The organism is Acutalibacter caecimuris (assembly GCF_034335085.1).
Classification (GTDB): Bacteria; Bacillota; Clostridia; order Oscillospirales; family Acutalibacteraceae; genus Acutalibacter; species Acutalibacter caecimuris.
Genome location: NZ_JAWXXJ010000089.1, coordinates 1 through 678, shown reverse-complemented (window position 1 = coordinate 678; position 678 = coordinate 1). Strand labels below are relative to the sequence as shown.

1 protein-coding gene is annotated in these 678 nt (G+C 56.2%); it reads left to right on the top strand.

The genetic code is table 11. From position 1 onward, the window contains the following. Window positions 1-131 precede the first annotated feature (131 nt). Window positions 132-678: hypothetical protein (locus U8U01_RS17300; protein ID WP_322176824.1), on the top strand; the 547-nt coding region annotated here is incomplete at its 3' end.

Below are 678 nucleotides of genomic sequence, written 5' to 3'. Positions count from 1 at the left end.
AACATCAACGAAATGGCGCTGGTGGATGAAGAGGGGCAGCTGGCGGCGGTGAAAACATTCCTGAATAAGGGCAAGGACGAGGATGTAAAATTCACCTTTGAGTTTGACGATGAATTTTAGGGGAGGGCGCTATGGCAGAAGAATATTACAAGATACCCAAAGACCCGCAGTACAGGGCCGCCGCTATCCGCAAGCTGCAGGACAGCGACCCGGCCAGCGCCACCCTGATTTTTAATCCTTTGATAGAGGCGATGCTGGAAAGCCTGGCCCATGTGCAGGCACACAAGGCGGCGCTGGGTGAGGACGGCAAGGTGGACGCCAGCCAGCTGCCGGAAATGGACGCCTCCAATTTTACCTATGACGGGCAGCCGCTGGATGAATTCCTGGACGAAGTGAAGGAGTCTGTTTCCGTTGACCGTGGCATCCCCCGGACGCCATACCAGTTTGGGAGCCTTACCTATAACGGGGAAGTGCAAAAGCCTGTCTGGAATGGCTTTGACCCTGCTGCCATGCTGATAAGCGGTATCCAGGAGGCTGCGGATGCGGGCACCTATGAGGTCATATTTTCCCCCAAGCAGGGCTACTACTGGACGGATAACGGGGGCAACGAAAGCCGGAGCAGCTTCTGGACAATAGGCCGTGTAGAGGTGGAGGTGCCCAGCCAAAGCAATTCCCCGG